The sequence below is a fragment of the Gallibacter intestinalis genome, from assembly GCF_014982745.1.
In the GTDB taxonomy this organism is placed as follows: Bacteria; Bacillota; Clostridia; order Peptostreptococcales; family Anaerovoracaceae; genus Gallibacter; species Gallibacter intestinalis.
The window spans coordinates 84,918-104,550 of sequence record NZ_JADCKA010000005.1 but is presented as its reverse complement, the minus strand read 5'-3'; the positions used below and the strand labels follow the sequence as shown (position 1 = coordinate 104,550).

At 38.9% G+C, this 19,633-nt stretch carries 15 protein-coding genes; 5 read left to right on the top strand and 10 right to left on the bottom strand.

The features are described 5' to 3' along the window. Positions 1-364: 364 nt before the first annotated feature. The 4 genes from INF20_RS04380 to INF20_RS04365 all read right to left on the bottom strand — a co-directional run bounded on the left by INF20_RS04380 (position 365) and on the right by INF20_RS04365 (position 9,990). Positions 365-3,865 (bottom strand): Eco57I restriction-modification methylase domain-containing protein, encoded by a 3,501-nt coding sequence (locus tag INF20_RS04380; RefSeq protein WP_226385162.1) that lies wholly within the window; start codon positions 3,863-3,865, stop codon positions 365-367. Beyond that, a complete protein-coding gene (locus INF20_RS04375; protein WP_226385161.1) occupies positions 3,866-7,039 on the bottom strand; it encodes a helicase-related protein in 3,174 nt (1,057 codons plus the stop codon). Positions 7,040-7,810: 771 nt separating this feature from the next. Next, the gene (locus INF20_RS04370) at positions 7,811-8,701 is read right to left on the bottom strand and encodes a Fic family protein (RefSeq protein WP_226385160.1); all 891 of its coding nucleotides are present in this window, start codon (positions 8,699-8,701) and stop codon (positions 7,811-7,813) included. Positions 8,702-8,862: 161 nt separating this feature from the next. After that, a complete protein-coding gene (locus INF20_RS04365) occupies positions 8,863-9,990 on the bottom strand; it encodes a DUF362 domain-containing protein (protein WP_226385159.1) in 1,128 nt (375 codons plus the stop codon). A gap of 138 nt (positions 9,991-10,128) precedes the next feature. Between INF20_RS04365 and INF20_RS04360 the strand changes: the two genes are divergently transcribed. Next, complete coding sequence (locus tag INF20_RS04360) at positions 10,129-10,275, top strand: hypothetical protein (RefSeq protein ID WP_226385158.1); 147 nt, start codon at positions 10,129-10,131, stop codon at positions 10,273-10,275. An 86-nt stretch (positions 10,276-10,361) separates the two neighbouring features. Here INF20_RS04360 and INF20_RS04355 read toward each other — a convergent pair whose 3' ends face one another. Further along, the gene (locus tag INF20_RS04355) at positions 10,362-10,922 is read right to left on the bottom strand and encodes a TetR/AcrR family transcriptional regulator (protein ID WP_226385157.1); all 561 of its coding nucleotides are present in this window, start codon (positions 10,920-10,922) and stop codon (positions 10,362-10,364) included. 122 nt (positions 10,923-11,044) lie between these two features. On the opposite strand from INF20_RS04355, the gene INF20_RS04350 reads away from it, so the two are divergent. Next, positions 11,045-11,938, top strand: a complete 894-nt coding sequence (locus tag INF20_RS04350; protein ID WP_226385156.1) for an ABC transporter ATP-binding protein — start codon at positions 11,045-11,047, stop codon at positions 11,936-11,938. Beyond that, positions 11,935-12,720 (top strand): ABC transporter permease subunit, encoded by a 786-nt coding sequence (locus tag INF20_RS04345; RefSeq protein WP_226385155.1) that lies wholly within the window; start codon positions 11,935-11,937, stop codon positions 12,718-12,720. Before INF20_RS04350 ends, INF20_RS04345 begins: the two co-directional genes overlap by 4 nt. 64 nt (positions 12,721-12,784) lie before the next feature. On the opposite strand, the gene INF20_RS04340 is transcribed toward INF20_RS04345, so the two are convergent. Then, positions 12,785-13,315 carry a nitroreductase gene (locus INF20_RS04340; RefSeq protein ID WP_226385154.1) on the bottom strand — a complete coding sequence of 177 codons (531 nt, stop codon included), beginning with the start codon at positions 13,313-13,315 and terminating at the stop codon, positions 12,785-12,787. A 113-nt stretch (positions 13,316-13,428) separates the two neighbouring features. Between INF20_RS04340 and INF20_RS04335 the strand changes: the two genes are divergently transcribed. After that, complete coding sequence (locus INF20_RS04335) at positions 13,429-14,112, top strand: aspartate/glutamate racemase family protein (protein WP_226385153.1); 684 nt, start codon at positions 13,429-13,431, stop codon at positions 14,110-14,112. A 22-nt stretch (positions 14,113-14,134) separates the two neighbouring features. Further along, complete coding sequence (locus INF20_RS04330; protein WP_226385152.1) at positions 14,135-15,076, top strand: ketopantoate reductase family protein; 942 nt, start codon at positions 14,135-14,137, stop codon at positions 15,074-15,076. 80 nt (positions 15,077-15,156) lie between these two features. Here INF20_RS04330 and INF20_RS04325 read toward each other — a convergent pair whose 3' ends face one another. The 4 genes from INF20_RS04325 to yfcE form a co-directional block, all read right to left on the bottom strand. Then, complete coding sequence (locus INF20_RS04325) at positions 15,157-16,788, bottom strand: putative ABC transporter permease subunit (protein ID WP_226385151.1); 1,632 nt, start codon at positions 16,786-16,788, stop codon at positions 15,157-15,159. Beyond that, entirely contained in the window at positions 16,781-17,497 is a 717-nt protein-coding gene (locus tag INF20_RS04320; protein WP_226385150.1) for an ABC transporter ATP-binding protein, read from the bottom strand. Before INF20_RS04320 ends, INF20_RS04325 begins: the two co-directional genes overlap by 8 nt. A 187-nt stretch (positions 17,498-17,684) precedes the next feature. Continuing rightward, the gene (locus INF20_RS04315; protein ID WP_226385149.1) at positions 17,685-18,983 is read right to left on the bottom strand and encodes an L-cysteine desulfidase family protein; all 1,299 of its coding nucleotides are present in this window, start codon (positions 18,981-18,983) and stop codon (positions 17,685-17,687) included. 104 nt (positions 18,984-19,087) lie between these two features. Further along, complete coding sequence (yfcE, locus tag INF20_RS04310; protein WP_226385148.1) at positions 19,088-19,633, bottom strand: phosphodiesterase; 546 nt, start codon at positions 19,631-19,633, stop codon at positions 19,088-19,090.

The following is a 19,633-nucleotide window of genomic DNA, read 5'->3' as shown; positions in this document are numbered from 1 at the left end:
CTAAGTGGCGAAACGCCACTGACTGGGCAAGGCTGCCGCCCTTGACCCGCACAGGGACATTGCATCCCCTTTACCCTTGCACAAAGAGCTGCGCCCTCTGTACTCCTGCCGGACAGCCTGTTTCAAACCACTGGCCAGTTGGTTCTCACAGCTTCTCCGTTTTCTAAGAACGCTCCACCAGAGCCTTCTGAGAAAATTTCAGGCGATAACACTTCACATATTCTGTGATCTATCATCACCTGCTCTTGTATGCCGGTACCTGCATACTCGATTTATAAATTGCCATGTCAATTTATCTTTGCAAATGAGCAAAACAAAAGCGACCAACTTTTTACGGTTGATCGCCTTTGGCTTGATCATTTGATTATTTTTTCTGCCTTTCTTTGAACCAATTATTTATATACTCTCTTTCTTTTTCATCTATTTTATAGATTTCATATACTATTTCATCAATCTGTTTATCAATTTCCACATTTGGATTATCCAACATGCTTTTTACTTTCTCAACTAATTGTGTTAGCAAAGTTTGTTCTGAAAGCCTAATAGGAATTTTTCTTACATCATTCACCAATATCTTAGGAAACAATCCTTTGGTAGCCTTTGGAGATGTAATATTATGATAAAATGACATCAGTTCTGAATTCAATATTCCAAGCACATAATATATATCAATCTTAAAATCAATACAATTGATAATAGACGGTGTATTGTAATACTCCTCTTCTGTATAAGTCGCAAGAACTCTTGGATTTGTGATTTCACGAACCAAAATTCGTGGACATCTGAAAAATTCTGGTTTTCGAGGTGCTGCTAACCAATCTCCATAGCTAATCCAATCTTTTCCATTCCACTGTAATTTATATCTATCTACATCTTTACCTCTTAATTCTCTTCTGTATGTGTCATCCTTCTGATAATCAGCATTCCAAATTTTGTTTTTAATTATTTCCTCAGAATGTCCTCTATACTTATCGTATGGTATTAATCCCTGTGATATATCTGATATTTCTCCTAATGAAATAGATTCATTTTCTATTTTTTTTGCTATCGCAATAGCAATTTCATCTTTTTCAATCAAGTTTAACCAGTTATTTATATTTTCAGTGAGTACTTGAACGTGAAGTGTTTTTTTCTTTAAAACTTTTACATTCAAATTTTCTACTGTGAGCTTTGTAAAAATTGAATCATTCCATTCTTCTTGCTTAATAAAAAATACAATACAATTTCGAACCTTTGCACTTTCAAATACATCTATTTCTGAAAGATTATCTATTTCTTTCAAGCACCAATCATTCATCAAATGTTTTCTATATTTTTCAGCAAAAACATTTGCCATAAACATATTGGGGATAATATAAGATAATATTCCATTTGTTTTTGAAAGTTTATATCCTACCTCGATAAAAAAATCCGCTGATTCATAATCCGGAACATCAGACTTCTCGTAAATACGAGATAAAACTTTTTTCTCTTTAGTAGAAAATTTTGCTCCATACGGCGGATTTCCAATTACAATATCAAAGCCTCCTTTTTCACGGAACACTCTTGCAAAATCCAACTGCCAGAGAACATACGGTTTGGATACCATATGCTTGCTCTCATTATATCTCTGAATTTTATCAGAACCACATCCTTCCAACTGTGATATAATAACCATATCTCTCAGAGATTCAATTTCGTCTTTCAGTTGTTTTTTCTTTTCCGTATTATCGCAACGAAACAACTCATTCTGTTTATCAATCAATGCACTGACAATAGATTCAAAACGAGGATGGTTCATATCCAGCTGATAAGTACTGTCACCAAACAATTCACTTTCTTTAACCAGTCTTGTTCCCTCAAACTCATCAATCAAGCTGTTGCCACAAAGAATATTGCTTTCCAAGTTTGGAAGCGGCAACGGATTTCTATGACCGTCATCCCAGCTCTGTGCGTCTGGATTTATTTCATCATCAATTACCAATGATAACCATAAACGAAGTTGTGCAATATCTACCGCAGATGGTTCAATATCAACTGCAAAGATACAGTTCTTGATGGTTTCATATTTCAATCTGTGCGGTGAACGTTCCATCTGATACATCAGTCTGGCATCGTATTGATTCATTGTGATTGCCATGTAAGCAGAAATATTCTGTCTTGCACGAACAATCTCATTCAGCATACCAAGAGGGAATGCACCAGAACCTACCGCAGGATCTGCAACTCGAACGTTCTTAAGAGCATCATCCAGTTCTTTTAAACGATTTACTTGTTCTTTGAATGATAAAATTTTTCCGGAAATCAATAGTTCTTTATTGAAATCAAATTCCATATGAGATGTACCAAATTCATCATATACACGAATGGTCTTTTCTGTATCTTGTTCACGCATATAATCCCCATATAAAATGAACTCTCTGATATCAGTTTCATCCATATGCAAAGTATTGGTCAAATAGTTGATCAAACTTTCTTGACACATATAATGTACGATTTCACGAGGTGTATAGAAAGCACCTTTGGATTTTCTATCATTTACCTCCAACAGATTTTCAAATACTTTACCCAACATTTCAGGGTCGATAGCTACCTCACGTTCCATCGGCTCATCTTCGCTTATAGTAAAGTTGTATCTGTCGAAAATATCCAGAATGCCATCTGCTTCACGACCTTTGGTCGCAGCATTGGAAAACACTTCGTTCGGAATATTGAAATTATTGTGTTCCCAATCATACCCGTCAATCGGCTCAAACAGACCGCCGGACAGGAATGGAATTCTGCAGTGCAGAGCAGGACAATACCCCTGTTCTCCACGGTTTACATTCAATGCATCATAGAATAGTGGTTCCAGTAATTCATCAAAAAAATTCTGGTTCTTCTTTTCTGCAATTTCAAACAGTTTACGCATGAAATTGTGAGGCCCACTGCCCCAAGGCTTACCCTTTACGCACATCGCAAGAACTGCTTCGTCCTCATCACTGATACTGTTTAATCCAGCACTGGAAACACGATATGTACCATCCCCAACAGGGCGATATACCATCGGAATCAGTTCTCTTGATTTTGCTCCACGGGCATAATAAGCATTCTTGTATTCTTTTTCGGTCAAAGTGTTAGGCCATGCACCTACACCCAGCCAACCTTTCTTCTGTAAGAAATACAGGAATACAATCTGCCCCATCAGCTTCTTGGCAAACTGTGCAGAAGTAAAATTATGCTGTTCTGCTTCAATGCGGAAATCTTCATTTTCTTCCAGCTTTTCACGCAGCTGATGGAATTTCTCGCAATACAGTTTGAAAAACTCATCTGTAACCTTTTCAACACTGAACGCATTTTCAAGATCATCCAGTGTAGGATGTTCCGGATTTGACATACTGTCAATGATAAATCGTTCAAATCGGCTGATCGCTGTATGGCAAGGCTCATTTTCACCCACAAGATAAGAATATCTCTTTGCCGGAGTCAGATTTTCTGTTGTCTTCAGACGTCCGTTCTCGATTTTCATTTCATAATCAAGACGAACAAACGACAATCTCCATTTCGGCTCACCTTCCGTATAGAAAGCAATGAACGCAGCGTCTGCATTAGCATTTTCAATCAGTTTTTTGGCATAGCTACGCTGAGTGCTTCTGGAATTTTCAACGTACCCCGCATTTTTCAGCTGCACTGCCATGATAATGATATTCTTTTTGTCTGGCGTTTTATAATTACCCACATGAATAGAACCTTCAATATGGGATGAAAAATTCGTAAATTCTTTTCTGAACTTGTCCGGTGACACCATGCTTACTTTCGGAAATATTTCTCGAATCAAATCCACATAATTTTTTGTATCATACGGACTTTTCAGTATTGTTTCTATCTTTTTAACAACAGCATTCATTTATCGTGTACCTCCCGTTTTCAGATAGCAGGAGAGAACAATCTGCTTTTCCCCATCCACCTGTGTTTTCTGGCTCTTGCGTTCCTCAAAGTAAGTTGGAGGTACTAATTTCAGGATTTCATAGTAAAGTTCCAGAACATCTCCAACAACTTTGCTCTTTTTCATGACATCCTTCGAAACCTTTGCCGGAATCTCACCGTTTTCCCAAAGTGCTATCAACTTCTCAATCGTCTGCTCCTGATAATCAGTAAGACGTGGCTCTGTTTTCATTGCTTTCAGCAAACGAATAATTTTTGCATCATTGCCGGCAACCATTACTTTTTCTGTAGACACTTCTTCCTCTGCCACAAGCATCTGGTCAAAAGCAGTGCTGTTACTGTCGAAGTGTTCATAAAACTTACTTGAAACACTGACTTTTGCATCATCCGGTTCTGCCTTAATCAAATCAATCGCCTGCATAAAGGACAGTTGTTTAGTCTCAGCTTCAGAGCTGACAAAAAATGTTTTTAATGCGCCCTGACGGATAAAAGTAACTGTAGAATCTTCTGATAGCTTTTCAGAAGACTTACCTGCCTTTGCTTTTTTTGGCAAACGCTTAATCATCGAAAACAGTTTCGGGTCATTATCACGAATCTGGCGGATAATAGCCAGATAAGCCAACTCAGGGTTGGTACTTTCTTCCTCTCCATCCAAATCGGATGTCAAATCCGAGAACAGCTTTTTGGAAGATACTTCTTCATCATCAGACAGATATTTGAAGTCCTCACCAAGTGTATCGTGGAAAGCCTGCAATTTTTCCAGAATACGTTCTTCTAATGGCATCTGCTTCTTACTCTGTGCAGTCGGAAAGAAGTTAAATACATAAATTCGGTCGTACTCTGTACCAACACGATTGATACGACCGACACGCTGCATGATGCGAGTTGGGTTCCAAGGAAGATCATAGTTCACAAGAACATTCGCACGATGCAGGTTGATACCTTCTGCCAATACATCCGTAGTAATAAGAAGGTCATACTTATCGTTGTTTTTATTCTTAAATTTCGGATTAAAACTATCTTCAATTTCAACTTTCAATGCTGCACCGCTCTGACCACTGAAATAGATAATTCGTTCTCCGTAAATTTCTTTTAATTCTTCATACAGATACTGTGCTGTTTCCGTAGATTCAGTAAAGACAATTGCCTTTTTTCCTTTCATCAGCGGATTTGTTGTAAGATTTCGCTTAAACTCGTTCAGTTTCGGATCATTGCCAATCAACGACCAGATAAACTGCATAGACTTCAACTGTGCCAAATCTGTCTGCAAATCACGGAAGAACTGGGAAGAAAATTCCTTTGTTTCAAATTCCATGACATCCTGTTGTTCAATCAGATACATCAGCTTCTGTGTATTGCCATCATCCAAAAGGTCGTACACATTTACTTTCTTGCTGATATAAATTTTTCCAGTCTTGGACATTTCAATGAATTTTTCATAGGATTCAATGAAACGCTCCAAAGTCTTACGGAACGCATAAAAACTGCTTTCCAGACGTTTTACAAGGATACCTTTCATAAATCCGCCCATGTTACGCTGTGCAGCAAGCATAGTTGCATACTTCTTTTTATCTTTCAGGTACAACAAAGGTGTATAACGGGCATATTTAAAATCCTTGATGATATTGATAGTCTGGGAGAACGCATCATCCGTTTCCTCGTCAAAGGAATAAATGATTTTCTCCGGACTACCTGCTTTCGGGAATGTCAATCCCTGTTTTGCAAGATCATCTGCATAATATTGCTGAATTTCACTTCTGGTACGACGAATCATAACTTCACGAATCAGCTTGTCACGAATAATTTCCGAATTCTCTCGAAGCTGTTCCATATATGCAGCCGAACCCTTTGGTTTCTTCGCAAGTTTTGCATTTAAGCCACGGAAAAAGCCTTCGATATTTTTAATACCGTTAATCGTGCCACTCTGCTTTGCCTGGAACAGATAAATCTGATTTTCCACATCACTGGTATAATTGTTAATAGGTGTTGCAGAAATTAAAATAACCTTTTTCCCACGACAAATCTGATGCAATTCTGTAAATGCCTCGGTGCCGCTGTTACGGAAACGATGCGCCTCGTCAACAAACACATAAGAGTATTTATCAGTCCCTCTTGCAATAATCTTGTCTAACTTACCAAGAGATTCCACATCACAGCGGGCAACATCAAATTCCTGCAAAACACTTCTCCAGTAATCGACCAATACAGGCGGACACACAATCAGCTTATACGCATTTCTGTTGAAACTGTTTGCAAGCATGGCGCAGATATAAGTTTTACCAAGACCTACAACGTCTGAAATAAATACGCCATTATACGCATCCAGTTTCTGTCTCGCCTGTGTTACAGCATCAATCTGATACTGTAAGCGCATATATCCTTCTGGAAGCAATGTTTCAAAATTCTCTTTGTCTGCATTGATTTCTTCTTTGAAGAATTCATATAGTGTTTTCAAATACAGCTGATAAGGGGTAATATCATCCCTCATCCAAGTGTGCTGTTCTACGGCTTCGATATAAGTGTCACGAATATCTGTACCCTGCGCCCATAGTTCTTCAAATTTATCAAGTGCAAACTTGACATCTGCGTAGTCTTTCAATTCCACATTAAATTCAAGGTTATTTACCAAACCGGCTTCAGAAAAGTTACTGGAACCAGTAATCACACTTCCAAATGTGTCCGGTACTTTCTCCTGATCCTTTCGCATGATATAAACCTTTGCATGAATCGGTGCTTCAGTGTACATACGCATTTCCAGTTTTCCAGATTTCAGCCAATCCATGAAAACACGGACACCTTTTTCCACCTGTGCGGAGCTTGTTGCTGTTTCAAATTCTTTTTCGATTTCACTTGCGATAATTTCTTTTCCATCAGTAGTTGAAATAGCAGCATATTGTGCTTCATTATTTACACGGTCAATAATTTTAACTGTATATCTATCCACATTAAGACCAACCAGTATTCTGATTCTCTCTACTTGTTCCAGAGCTTCGTACATTTTGAAAAAGCCGCTGGCTCTGAAATAACCAACAAGAACATCAAAAAATTGTGTATTGCTTTTCAGAATGGCAGCAAAGCGACTGTATAAATCTCTTTCCGGCTCATTCGTAAAAAATTTCAAATCTGTGTGAACCATGATGTTTCCTCCTGTGTTATCTCAAACGGCACTTTCCAAAATGTGTACCTTTCTGTAAAATGCCTGTTTTTTTCATTAACCTAAATCATACCACAAAAACAAGCGTTTTTCCATATATTTAAAGGCTTTCTACTGTACGTCAAGTCAGATTTTTTCCTGTATCGAAAAGGTACATATAATAGTAGCAAATTGGCTCGGAGCGGTCTTGCTTGCAAGGTCACCGGGTTGAACCTTTTTGCTACTATTTTTTATACTTTAAGTTCAAATCAATATACTTGACACTATCTAATCATTTCAATAGAATAATGTTAGTAGAAGTTAGGCCCTTAAAAGCCTGGGCGGCTCCGCCGCCAGCTTCTACTAAAAAAGAAGCAGTCCCACTAGTCGTTTCGGACATACGGACGCCGGCTTGTACAGGTGTCGGAGTGGCTATGCTTCAAAATATCTGGTTAACTCTGACGGCAATTGTAGCCCGAGCGACACTGATCAGAAATAAAGACTATCAATATTTGTAGGTTGAGGACTTGTACCCTCGACCGCTGTAGAGATAGTCTTTTTTATATAAAAAAAAGAGTTTCGCTCTAGAAACTCTTCCTTAAATTAATATAATGACGGTCTTCCTACTTAGTAATAACGTATAGGTATAAATTAGGTATAAATCATTTTTACAAATCACGCAAACATTGTTTTTTCAAGATTTAAAAGATGATATAAAATATTGCCGTGGCATATGAACAGTATTTTTTTCATCCTTCAAATTCCTCGCTTTTATCAATAATCAATCCTAAAATAATCCAAATATGCCTTATATTTATCCTGCGCCGCAAGACAAGTATCAATTAGATATCCTCTTTCTTGATTCCACTCCTTTAAGCCACGATAGTAAAAAATCTTTAAGTCGTCATCAATAATAAAGGGCACGATATTATATTTTAGACATTCCTTAAACATAATCAATCTTCCCACACGGCCATTACCATCTTGGAAAGGATGTATATGCTCAAATCTTACATGAAATTCAAGAATGTCCTCCAAAGTTTTTCCTTTCTTGCTGTTATACTCAGACAGCAATCTTTTCATCTTATCATTGACTTCTTCTGGCAAAGCCGTTTCCATCCCTCCGACCTCATTAGGTAGTTTTTTATAATCACCAACAGAAAACCAAGCCTTACCCGCATCGCTAGTGCCGGTTTTCAAAATAAGATGCAGCTCCTTTATAAGTTTTTCTGTTAATGTAGCTTTTGCATTATCAATAATCACATCAACACAGCGAAAATGATTTACCGTTTCAATAATATCATTTACATTCAAAACTTCATTTTCAACACCAATAGTATTGGTTTCAAATATATATCTTGTCTGGTCATATGTCAGACGACTTCCTTCTATATGATTTGAATTGTATGTCAAGTCAATCTGTGTTTTATGATAAATACCACCAGAATACTTATTCTTTTTTTGATCCTGCAAAATATCAAGTAAAGTAATTTGTGATTCCTTTTTCTTATTTAAACGCTCCGGCTTTTCTGCGTTTTCCGGAATACTCCAAGTCTTTCCTTTTAAAATGGCACCTTGTACTCGTCCTTGAGTGCAATAGTTTCTTACACTTCGTTCTGACATATTCCATTTTTTAGCCATTTCTCTTACCGAAATATATCTCATATATCAATTTCCTTCCAATTTAAAAGATATCTTTCATTATGAAATAGCATATCATATTATCGGCAATAAATCTATAACTGCAAAGTAATATCATTTTTTGTTTTTTGCCGATACAATAAAAGCCCACGAACATTGTCGCGGGCTCTATTACTTTGATAATCCTATTCAACTGTCACCAGCTCATATTCTCTTGTGCCGATACCGAGCTTTTCTGCATGTATAAGTCCTGCTTCCCAGTCGGTGTCAGGGTGTACAACCTTGAACAAATCGTGAACATGGTCGTGATCGTGGTCATGGTCGTGCTCTTCCACATCGGCTGCACTACCTTCAATAACAGGCTGTCTGTTTGCAGCATCTACACATGCCTGGTCAATGGCAACTGGATCAAAGGAAGCGAACATTCCTACATCAGGAATAATAGGCACATCATTGCAGCTATCGCAGTCGCACTGCGGAGAAACATCTATCAGCATGTTGATATTAAATGATGGCTTTCCGTCGATTACTGCCTTGGTGTATTCGGCAATTTTCTTATTCATTACCGGCTTAGCCTCATCCCACTTTGTCATGATAGCTTCCTTAGGACAGTATGCGATACAGAAACCGCATCCAAGGCAGTGCTCTTCATCGATAACAGCTTTACCGTCGATTACATGGACACCATCGTTGGCACAGTTCTTAACGCACATTCCGCATCCGATACATCTGCTCTTTGAAATTCTAGGTGTTCCGCTGCTGTGCATTTCCATCTTACCCTGCTTTGATCCGCTTCCCATACCGATGTTCTTAAGGCATCCGCCAAATCCGGCATTGATATGGCCCTTGAAGTGAGAAAGGGCAATTACGATATCCGCTTCCGCGATGGCTGCACCTATCTTGGCTTCCTTTACATATTCTCCGCCTTCAACAGGAATAGCTCTTTCATCGGTTCCTCTAAGACCATCGGCAATAATTGTATGCACCCCTGTGGAAAGAGGATTGTAGCCGTTCATATATGCCGCATCCAGATGATTGAGAGCGTTGTTTCTGTATCCCACATAAAGAGTGTTTGAGTCTGTCAAGAAAGGCTTGCCTCCCTTTTCCTTAATGTGGTCGCACAGAACCTTAGCATACTGCTGACGCAGAAAAGCCATGTTGCCAACTTCTCCGAAATGCACCTTTACCGCTACAAATTTATCCTGAAAATCGATTTCGTCGATTCCGGCTTTAATAATCAATCTTTTAAATTTATCGAGTATGCTGTCTCCCATTTTGACATGCATATCTGCAAAATACACTTTTGAGCTCATCTTATTTCCTCCTCTTTATTCAGATATATATATTTTATCACGAAACCGGCCTTTTGCCCATAATTAACAGATGATATCTATTCACATTAAATATTTATTCAACACGCTGCAACCTCTGAATCAACAAACGATGAAGCAATGGATTCTGACAAGGGTTCTAACAAGGATTCCGAAAGTGATCCTGTAAAGACTTCCGACGACTTTGCCATGGCAGCTGCTTTGACTCTGCTCGTTGCAGGTGGTGCAGGCTGTGCGGCACTTCTTAAAAAGAAATATATTAAATAAAATATTCCCCAAATAACTTGTTTCCATATAAAAACAGCGGCCTTTTATCCTCGGTCGCTGTTTTTCTATAAGTATATATTTTTATTCTATTTTAAGATTTCTCTTAATGCATTAAAAACTCCCTTTGAAGCAATTTCAAATATTTCCTTAAGCATATCTCCTTCTGAATGCTTTCCTTTATTGTACCAATTTCTTATTACTCCTAAAGCACCTGAGAGTTGGTAATCAAGAACTATTTCTAGTTTTTCCATATCGGATATTGTTTCTTTATGGTGAGTCATCACGCACATCATTAAATTGTTTTTAATTCTATCTCCCAATATATATTCATCGTGCCACTTAAATAATGTTTCTATATGTTTATTATTTTTAAGGAAGTTACCAGAAATCATTAACTCCACAGCATTGCCGTAAAACAACATTTTAATATCTTCAATATCCATAATTTTAGCCTTAACCGGTTCTAGCATTTCATCAACGCACTTTTCGCGCAACTCATATATATCAGTAAAATGATTGTAAAATGTCGAACGGTTATACCCTGCACTCTGACACAGCTTTCCTACGGAAATCTTTTCCAATGGTTCCTTCTCGTAACATTTCCAAAATGCTGTTTGAAATTCCTTTTCAGTATCAATACCCTTCATATTTTCCTCCGATTCTGAGTAAAAGTTTATCACAAAATGGACATTTTTCATATTATTGTCGATTGAAGTCATAAAATATGGCAGTTACCATTTGTTTATAAAGCCAAATAAGGAGACCAGTTATGAAAGCCATAGAAATAAACAATCTTACAAAAGACTATGGTAATGGAAAGGGCATATTTGATATAACCCTTTCCCTTACTCATGGCGAAGTATGCGGCTATCTTGGACCAAACGGAGCCGGTAAAACCACTACAATGCGCCACCTGATGGGATTCATAAAACCCCAATCCGGCAGCGCATCCATATGTAATATGAACTGTTGGTCTAATCAAAAAGAGATACAACAAAAGATTGGTTATCTTCCCGGTGAAATTTGCTTCCCTGATGATATGACAGGAATCGCATATCTTCATCTCATATCACGCATGCGCAGTACAAGAGATTTTTCTTTCGCTAAATCTCTAATCAATATATTTGAGTTTGATCCCAATATTAAAATACGAAAAATGTCAAAGGGTATGAAGCAAAAGCTCGGTATCGTTGCCGCTTTTATGCATAATCCTGACATATTGCTCCTAGATGAGCCCACTAGCGGTCTTGACCCTCTTATGCAGAGCAGATTTATAGACCTTATACAATCCGAAAAAGAAAAAGGTAAAACCATACTGCTTTCCTCACATATTTTTGACGAAGTTGAAAAAACTTGTGACAGAGTAGTTATGATTAGAAACGGCAGGCTAATACGCCAGATTACCGTTAAGGAAATGAAAGATGCTCAATACAAAACATACAAAATCGGATTTAATAAAGAATCCGACATAGCAACATTTGCACTCATGTATCCCAATTCAGAAATAGATAAAAACGGTAAATTCGCTATCGTTTCTATAACTGACAGTGAACTCAATCGGTTAATACACACACTTTCTCAATATGAAATTGCATTTTTCACTGAAGAAAAACATACTCTTGAGGAATATTTCATGCGCTTTTACGGAGGTGACGAAAAATGATAAGCATCCCTTATTTTAAATACATTACAAAATCCAATCTGAAATTCCTTGCGGCATTTACTATTGTTTTATGCATTTTCCTCATAGTAATGACAAATGTATTTACACCTGCCATCATGACAGATACTCAAGCAGGATTAAGCGGTACTCTTCTGGAAAATATATTAACTGGAAACGGTACTCTGATAGGCTTTATGGCAAATTCCTTTTATGCTCTTATGGCAATATTGTTTCCCATGGTGTATTCAATCCTTGTGGGAAATCGCCTCATAGCCGAGAAAATCGACAAAGGCTACCTTGCCGGTTTTTTATCTACGCCAGTAACACGCCTTAAAATAGTTTTATCAAGTGCATTATATTTTATATTATCTCTAGCTGTTATGTGGGGAATCGTATCCGCCACTGGTATTTTCTTTGCTGATATGTTTCAGCCCGATGCACTGGATATAGAGATATTTCTCAAAATGAATCTAGGTGTTTTTTTGTATCACCTTACCATCAGTAGCATTTGCTTTTGTTCTTCCTGTATTTTTAACACATCGAAGAACTCTCTTATACCTGGTGCCGGAATACCTCTTTACTTTTTTGTCATAAGCCTTATTATCAAGCTTTCAGATAGCCTAGACTTTTTAAAATATTTTACCCTTAACACTTTATTTGATACACAAAAAATTCTTGATGACAATGGTTATCTTCCCAGCTTCATCATAATGCTATCCATTTCCATAGTCCTCTATATTACAGGTACCATTATATTTACTAAAAAGGATTTGCCGCTGTAATAAAATACTTTCAAATTAAAAGCGACCCTCAAGAAGGTCGCTTTTACAATATATACAAAATTACTTATTTTATCTTATACACTCTGCCTTCATTTCTCGGCGCTGCCTTAGGATATTCATCTTTGACATATCCGATAACACAGTGGCCTATTCCCTCATATTCACCTTCTATTCCAAGGTTTTTAAGGATTTCCTTTCCTTCCGGTCTGTCAAATTCCTCCTTGGCTCTGTGAATCCAACAGCTGCCAAGACCCAGGCTGTGAGCTGCAAGCATCATGTTACCCATGACAAGGCTTCCGTCATATACATAAGTAGGTCTATTTTTATCTGCCAAAACGATAAGCACAACAGGAGCTCCATAAAATGGATCTATATCCTTACCCATGATTTCAGCATTTAATGCAGATAGCTTGTCTCTTGTTTCTTTATCTGTTACTTCTATTATTATCGGAGACTGCATACCCATGCCGCTGGCCGCATAAAGACCCGCTTCAATAACATCATCTATAAGCTCTTCAGAAGGCATATCCGGCTTAAATCCGCGGATGCTTCGTCTTTCCTTCATAGCCTTTAAAATATCGTTTCTTTCCTTCATTTCAAATCACTCCTTTTCTATTATCTATTTTATATTATATCACACATTAACTGGTACAAACTCCGCCAAAAGTTGTATACTTTACATATACGGGAAAAAGGAGGTACAAATCCATGAAAACCATAGGACTTATAGGAGGACTTTCCTGGCACTCCTCACTGCAAATGTACGAATACATAAATAACTACATAGCCGAAAAGCTCGGTGAATATAACTGCGCTGAAATGGTGCTGGTAAATGTCAATCTTCAGGATGTTTTTGTAAATCGCAAAGACGAACAGGAACAGGTGCTTTTGGAAGGAGCAAAAAAAATCGAAGCTGCCGGTTGCGATTTTTACATTATCTGCTCAAATACAATGCACAAGCACGCTCCTTTCCTGGAAGCCAATGTCAGCACACCTCTGCTTCATATAGCCGATGCAACAGCTGATGATATCCTCTCCAAAGGAATCAAAACCATAGGACTGATGGGTACGCGCATTACCATGGAAGAGGATTTTTACAAGCAGCGCCTCATAGACAAGGGCCTCGATGTGATTATCCCTGACGAAGCAGACAGAGAATTTATAGATAAGGTTCTTTATGAGGAAACGGGCTTTGGTATAGTAAAGAAAGAATCCCAGGATGCCTTTTATCACATTGCAGAAAAACTTATGGCACAAGGCGCCGAAGGAGTTATACTGGGTTGCACCGAAATAGGGCTTCTTATGCAGCAGGAGCATACAGACATTCCTCTCTTTGATACTACAATCATACACGGACTTACCGCTGCAAAGCTCGCCATCGGTGAAATGTAGACTTCAATAGAAAGGAATTCAGATGATGAATAATAATTTTAATGATCTGCGTGCTGCAGTTGTCGGTATCGGTGGCGTCGGCGGATACATCGCAGCCATGCTATGTAAGCATTATGAGCATATAACATTGGCAGCCCGTGGCAGCCGCAAAGAAAGTCTATCTCAAAATGGAATATCTATGAAAAGCGAAATACACGGCAGCTTTACTGCATATCCGGAAAAGGTGACCGAAACCTCCGATATCGGAGCCCAGGATATTATCTTTATATGCGTCAAAGGTTTTTCCGTGGAACAGGTTTGTAATGAGCTAAAGGAACAGGTAGCTGCTAATACAATCATAGTTCCGGTAATGAACGGAGTTGACAACGCCGAAAAAATACGCAAGGCCTTTCCAAAGAATATCGTTTTGGATTCCCTCATATATATTTCGGCCTTTGCCAATGAGGACTTCTCCATAAGCCAAGTAGGAACTATCGCCCCATTATATATGGGCACTATTGTAAATGACGAAAGACACAATGCTGCCGTTCATATCGTCAATGCCTTCTTAAAAGAAGCAGGTATCGACTGTCAGATTCCTGCAGACATAGAGGCTGAAACATGGAACAAATATATACTCAACTGCTCGCAAAATGTCATCACCGCATACTATGACTGCGACACAGGCCATATCAGGGAAAATCCTGAAAGAACCGCACAGTTTGAAACCCTTATGGATGAGGCATGGAGTGTAGCAAAAGCGAAAAACATAAATGTTACACAGGCGGATATAGATGAGCTTATGAGAAAGTTTCGCTATGTATTTCCTGCCACATCAACAACTTCCCTTCAAAGGGATTTTCATGACGGCAAACCCACAGAACTGGACATGTTCAGCGGCTATATAATTAAAGAGGCAGACAGGTTAAATGTTCCTGTTCCCCTCACCAAAGAACTATATACACAGTTAGTAAAAAGAATCTAATTAAGAAAAAAACACTCGACTGATGATTAAGGATTATAATTCAGCCGAGTGTTTTATTTTAACTCAATTTCTTTTATTTTCTATTCACTTTGCAGCTTTTCAAACTTGCGTACTCCTACAGTCATAAGATACCTATATGCTAGAACGGTAAGGACTGCAAATATAACCAATACCAATGTCATATAAATTTCCATGTTAAGCCCAGTATCCTTTATAACAAAGAAATACAAAAGCACAGGTATCACCACAAGAGCCATGGAAACCAGTATGGCCACAGTCGGAGCCAAGCCCTGTTTAACTGCAGCAGATTCATTTACCCAGTTAAACTTAGGATATTTCAGATTGATTATAACGCCTGCTATACCAGTAAGCGCCACAAAAGCGCACGGCACCAGTATCATTAATGCGATTCCCACAATATTCATTTCATATGTAACAGCCAAAATAATCGCCGATACCAGCACAAATGGCAAGCTTATTACAATATGCATCATCGCCTTTGCCCACAGCACATCTCTTCCTGCCAATGGAAGGGATTTTAAAATCCACAGTGTCTTTGCTTCCAGAGAAATCGTAGGTGCTGATATTATCGTAAGGGAAGCCATTGCCATAATAAGCAGACATCCCATTGCTGCAGTCATCATATGTGTAGGATCTATCATGGCGATTACCGGAGCAAAATCGCCGCTCTTAATTGCGAGATACACGGAAATACCCACCATAAAGGCAAGACCAATAGCCGCATTGAACATATACATGTTGCTGCTTCCAAGCCTTCTCATTTCGTTTACGAGAAGAGCCTTTTTGATGCCACTTTCCTTCATGGCCTTCTTTCTGTATTCTATCTTCGCACCGCCTCTCTTGGCTGTAGCAATCTTTATAAAGCTCCTTGAAACGAACAGATATATAAGTGCAAAAGGCAAAATTGTCCACAGTGCAAATATCAGCATGGAAATTATATTGCCATCGCTTATAGCAACGCCCATGTGATAAAACGGCGGCAGCGTTCCCTTTATTGCCTCTGCCACAGCCTGTCCATTTTCGATAAGCTTTTGCACATACATCTGCCACTGCATGCACACATACATGTAAAGTCCAAATAGTATCAGAGAAAGTGCCATGCTGACTATTCTCTTGCTTTTCATTTTAGAACTGATAGCTGCCACAATCCATCCAAACAGCGATGATACAGTGACTGCCAAAAGTGGGAGCAGCAATATACACAGAATATACGCAACGACGCCACCTGCGGTAAATCCGCCCAGCGCTCCGTAAACTATTCCCGCAGGCAGAGCAATTATCATCTCATAGGCATAGTTTAACAAAAGCAGGGAAATCATCCTAGAAGCCAGTATCATCGAAGGCTTAACAGGCATCGACAGTAACAGTTCATTGTCTTTTGATTCGTATATCTGCGTTTGGGTTACAAATACGCTTCCCACAAAGCACAGTAGAAATACAAAGATACCCATCATCGCAAAATACAGCCAACCTAGACCTAAAGCTATAAATGGCCTTCCTATCTGCCAAAATATCGTAGCAAACAAACCGCCTACGATAACCACAAGGAAGATTATAAGGAAAATGTATGAAGCCATTTTACCTTTGCCGCTCTTTTCTTTTTTTGAGGACTTTCCGCCCTTTGTCTTGGAAGAAGCAAACATCCCCTCAAACATGGCTTTCATCTTTATGGAAATGAGAAGTTTAAGCATCTTTTTCTCCCTCCAATTCCAGGAATACATGTTCCAGAGAAGCATCTCCCTTAACTTCCTCCATGGTGCCCGATGTAATAAGCTTACCGCCCTTGATTATAGCCACCTTATCACAGAGCTTTTCGGCAACTTCCAGCACATGGGTGGAAAAGAATATCGCCCCGCCTCTGTCACAGTGTTCTCTCATGGTCTGCTTGAGAAGATGGGAAGCCTTTGGATCAAGCCCCACAAAAGGCTCATCCATGATTATAAGCTTAGGATCATGAATCAAAGCCGAAATAACCGCCAGCTTTTGCTTCATACCGTGGGAATAGGCATTTATCGGCTGTGCCAAATCCTTTGTAAGTTCAAACATATCGGCATATTTGCTTATGCGCTCTTCTCTGTCCTGTCTGCTTACACCGAACACATCGGCTACAAAATTCAAATATTTGATTCCCGACAGGAACTCATATAAATCCGGATTGTCCGGAATATATGCAATCTTCTTTTTACATGATAATGGATCATCTTTAATGGAAACACCATCCACTAAAATATCTCCTTCATCAAAGTTAAGTATCCCGCAGCAGGATTTTATTGTAGTCGTCTTTCCTGCGCCGTTATGACCGATAAAGCCGTAGATTTCACCTTTCTGTATATGCAAAGAAAGATTATCCACTGCCTTTTTATCTCCGTATCGTTTGGTTAGATTGTTAATTTTAAGCATCTCTTTTATCCGCCTTTCACAAGTATGTTTAATGCTTTGCTCCATCCCCATTAGTAAACCACATTATGGTTAACATGTCTACCAAAGTATTGTTAAATATATGTGATTTTACACGAAAAAAAGGGAGGGCAACGATTGCCCCTCCCCCAACTGAAAAATCAGCGTTTTAGCTTATCAGTAAGCTGTATTAGTAACGTCCTTCTTTGTTCAGCATAATATCAAGGATGAGATTGTCCATCACCTGAGAACCCTTGTTTCCGAGTTCTGTAAAGTTGATGATAGTCTTTTCCGCATCTGTTTCAACGATACCGTCTGTGTTCTTAACATATACATGATCCATAGCCATGAATGCGCAGTGACATGCAGCGTTGATGCATGTGCTGATCTTAAGAGCACAGTCAGCCTTTGCTCCGTCGCACATCATACCTGTAACGTCGCCCATCATGTTGTTAACAGCGTATTTCATTTCTTCTACGCCGCCGCCCAGCAGATATACGATACCGCATGCTGCTCCTGTTCCTGCAACTGTAGCTCCGCACAGAGCAGACAGAAGTCCGAAACGTGCGTGAATATGAATTCCGATCAGGTTACTTAAAGTTACCGCACGGAAAGTCTTATCTTCGTCAGCTCCGAGAGTCTTAGCTGCGGAAAGTACGGATACTGTAGCAGTAATACCCTGGTTTCCGGAACCGGAGTTTGTTACTACTGGAACATTTGCTCCTGCCATTCTGGCATCAGCACCTGCGGAAGTTGCTTCCATAGCTCTTGTTACCAGGTCATCTCCGATGTATCCCTTTTCTCTTGCTCTTGCAATGTTTTTACCGATATTCAGGCCATATGTTCCTTCAAGACCAACTTCGCTTATCTTGGAGTTGATAGCGATAGCGTTTTCGATCATGTGAAGGTCATCCTTTTCACGGTCAAGTTCGTTAACAAAATTGTAGATTGTTTCGATGCTGAGTGTTTCGATAATCTTTTCTGCAGGTACACCTTCTACAAGAGTTCCAACATCATGCTGGCTGATAACTTCTCCGTCCTTTTCTTCGTAGATTACGTTAGTGTGAGCGGATGCGATTATAGCTCTTGCAGTATGACCTGTTTCACTTTCCAGAGTAACATCAATGTAGAGTTTTTCTGGGTTTTCAGACTTGCTCATTTCAACGTTGCCGCTGTGAACAAGTGCTGCAGCTTCTTCGATTGCTTCCTTGCTTGCGTGGTCAACTACCTGAAGTCCACGGCTAACATCTCCGCCTGTTGCTCCGAGAGCTGCCGCATAGTCCATTCCCATGTACTCTGTGCCAGGAATGCCTGCAGACATCGCGTTCTTAATCATGTTAACGCTGGCGCTTACTTTTACCTTACTAACTTTTCCTTCCAAATGAGTTCTGGCAGTAGCCGCTGTCAATGCGATAGCTGCAGGCTCAGTACAGCCTGTTGCCACTACCATTTCACTGTTAAGAATATCACATATCAACTTATGATCCATGACTTCTCCCTCCTTAATATACATAAAAAATTATACATAAATTATAGTTTATTTCACAAAAAAAATACACAGTCTATAGTCTATATCTATACTTTAAAAATTTATTATAGATAATTATAATGCGCATATTCATGACCGCTCAAATCCTTGAAAATAAAGGCTTCTTTCTCATAAATAATGTAGCTTCTTTCACTGTTTTCCTTTGGAATCGACACTGAACCCGGGTTTACATAGGTGTAAGATTGTTCTTTTTTAAATACAGGCACATGGGTGTGTCCATTTACCAAAATATCACCCTCTTTTATCTTAGGAAGATTATCTCTATTATACACATGTCCGTGGGTTAAAAACATTGTATGTCCATCCACATAAACAAGAGCATAATCAGCCAAAACAGGAAAATCCAAAACCATCTGATCCACTTCTGTATCGCAGTTTCCTCTCACGCAAAGCAGATTTTCCGCCATGGGATTTAGCATTTCTATTACTTTCTTAGGTGCGTATTCCTCAGGCAAGTCATTTCTCGGACCGTGATAAAGTATATCTCCCAAAATTATAAGTTTATCCGGTTTTTCTCTGTCATATGCCTCAAGCAGCTGTCTGCAGTATTTTGCAGAGCCGTGTATATCCGAAGCTATCATAAGTTTCAT

Excerpts from the sequence above, each read along its gene's own strand:
- INF20_RS04380 (WP_226385162.1), bottom strand. The coding sequence starts at position 3,865 with ATGAATGCTGTTGTTAAAAAGATAGAAACAATACTGAAAAGTCCGTAT.
- INF20_RS04375 (WP_226385161.1), bottom strand. The coding sequence starts at position 7,039 with ATGGTTCACACAGATTTGAAATTTTTTACGAATGAGCCGGAAAGAGAT.
- INF20_RS04370 (WP_226385160.1), bottom strand. The coding sequence starts at position 8,701 with ATGAGATATATTTCGGTAAGAGAAATGGCTAAAAAATGGAATATGTCA.
- INF20_RS04365 (WP_226385159.1), bottom strand. The coding sequence starts at position 9,990 with ATGAGCTCAAAAGTGTATTTTGCAGATATGCATGTCAAAATGGGAGAC.
- INF20_RS04360 (WP_226385158.1), top strand. The coding sequence starts at position 10,129 with ATGGATTCTGACAAGGGTTCTAACAAGGATTCCGAAAGTGATCCTGTA.
- INF20_RS04355 (WP_226385157.1), bottom strand. The coding sequence starts at position 10,922 with ATGAAGGGTATTGATACTGAAAAGGAATTTCAAACAGCATTTTGGAAA.
- INF20_RS04350 (WP_226385156.1), top strand. The coding sequence starts at position 11,045 with ATGAAAGCCATAGAAATAAACAATCTTACAAAAGACTATGGTAATGGA.
- INF20_RS04345 (WP_226385155.1), top strand. The coding sequence starts at position 11,935 with ATGATAAGCATCCCTTATTTTAAATACATTACAAAATCCAATCTGAAA.
- INF20_RS04340 (WP_226385154.1), bottom strand. The coding sequence starts at position 13,315 with ATGAAGGAAAGAAACGATATTTTAAAGGCTATGAAGGAAAGACGAAGC.
- INF20_RS04335 (WP_226385153.1), top strand. The coding sequence starts at position 13,429 with ATGAAAACCATAGGACTTATAGGAGGACTTTCCTGGCACTCCTCACTG.
- INF20_RS04330 (WP_226385152.1), top strand. The coding sequence starts at position 14,135 with ATGATGAATAATAATTTTAATGATCTGCGTGCTGCAGTTGTCGGTATC.
- INF20_RS04325 (WP_226385151.1), bottom strand. The coding sequence starts at position 16,788 with ATGCTTAAACTTCTCATTTCCATAAAGATGAAAGCCATGTTTGAGGGG.
- INF20_RS04320 (WP_226385150.1), bottom strand. The coding sequence starts at position 17,497 with ATGCTTAAAATTAACAATCTAACCAAACGATACGGAGATAAAAAGGCA.
- INF20_RS04315 (WP_226385149.1), bottom strand. The coding sequence starts at position 18,983 with ATGGATCATAAGTTGATATGTGATATTCTTAACAGTGAAATGGTAGTG.
- yfcE (WP_226385148.1), bottom strand. The coding sequence starts at position 19,633 with ATGAAACTTATGATAGCTTCGGATATACACGGCTCTGCAAAATACTGC.